Annotated in this window: 1 protein-coding gene; it reads right to left on the bottom strand. The window is 47.9% G+C overall.

Annotated elements, in window-relative coordinates; genetic code table 11:
- A partial coding sequence (locus K6Y31_RS22115; RefSeq protein ID WP_233055185.1) for an IS1634 family transposase occupies window positions 1-422 on the bottom strand: 422 nt, incomplete at its 3' end.
- Window positions 423-553: the final 131 nt, after the last annotated feature.

Raw genomic sequence — 553 nt, 5'->3', positions numbered from 1 at the left:
GCATAGTCACCATCTACATGGAAGCTGGTGATATCAAGGTGCACCGAATCGGTTTGTAGCCCTAATTTCTCGACCACATGCTCGGCAATCGCTTGATACATGACAGACACATCGGCTTCAAACAGCGCATCCAAGGTCCGCCCAAGCACGTCATCGGTTAAATGCTCGGCTTGAATGTCTTTTGCCAACAGCTTGGCAACGGGCTTGGTTTGAAAAAAGTCAGAAAACATGTGCAAGGTACGGCTATGGAAGCCTAACCCGTTAAGCACCATCGCCAGCACGGCATCACCATGAGAGACATGATGGTCCGAGAGTTTAGGGATGGCTCGATCGATAAAACGAGGTAACCCGATTTCGTGACAAAAAGCAGCAATTAACCCTAGGTGATCGAGGCGTTTAATGACAGGCTGAGGGGCAGACATAGTGAGCGACCGTTAAATAGCAGTAATAGATCAAAATAGGGGATCGCGGTCAATAGGGTGTTTGCAAAATTGCGCAGAAATGATCACGCGATCACACTATTTTAAATCTGGAATTAGCTGCGGAATGACGG

Source organism: Motilimonas cestriensis (assembly GCF_021295315.1).
Taxonomy (GTDB): domain Bacteria; phylum Pseudomonadota; class Gammaproteobacteria; order Enterobacterales; family CBDFNC01; genus Motilimonas; species Motilimonas cestriensis.
The sequence above is the reverse complement of the archived record's forward strand: the minus strand, read 5'-3'. Positions and strand labels throughout refer to the sequence as shown.